We start from the raw sequence: 633 nt of genomic DNA on the forward strand, positions 1-633 counted from the left end.
GGGATCTGCCAGGACAGCCAGGGCAATATCTATGTCGGCAATAATACCGGCAATGTGATCCGCAAGATCGTCGTGACCCCGGCCTTCACCATCAGTCCCGCATTACCCGCCGGCCTGACGCTGAACTCCGAGACCGGCACCATCAGCGGGACCCCAACAGTATCCAGTCCGGCTACCACTTATACCATCACCGCCCGCAGCAGCAGCGGTACCGGCAGTACCACTATCACCTTTGCCGTGACCAGCGGAGGCCCTCAACCCAGCCAGGACCAGAACTACATCCTGACGATGACCCCAAGGAAGCCATTTGACGGAACAGCCGACATCAAAAGCAAAAGCGCCAATGATGTCCAGTCCACCATCCAGTATTTCGATGGCCTGGGCAGGCCCCTTCAGACCGTACAGTATAAAGGAGCCCCATCCCAGAACAAGGACCTGGTCGTCCCCAACGAATACGACGTCTTCGGGCGGGAAGCAACGAAATACCTGGGATATGCCGATGTCAATAACACCGGTTCTTACAAACCGGCAGCCCTTAGCAGCCAGCCCGCTTACTACACGTCCCCCGGATCAGGAGTGAGCCCCATTCCATACCCCTTTGCCCAGACCCGCTTTGAGCCTTCGCCCCTGAAC

Annotated in this window: 1 protein-coding gene; it reads left to right on the top strand. The window is 58.0% G+C overall.

What is annotated here, in order from left to right:
• A partial coding sequence (locus tag DDR33_RS26535; RefSeq protein ID WP_202913855.1) for a DUF6443 domain-containing protein occupies positions 1-633 on the top strand: 633 nt, incomplete at both ends.

Source organism: Pararcticibacter amylolyticus (assembly GCF_003130405.1).
Classification (GTDB): domain Bacteria; phylum Bacteroidota; class Bacteroidia; order Sphingobacteriales; family Sphingobacteriaceae; genus Arcticibacter; species Arcticibacter amylolyticus.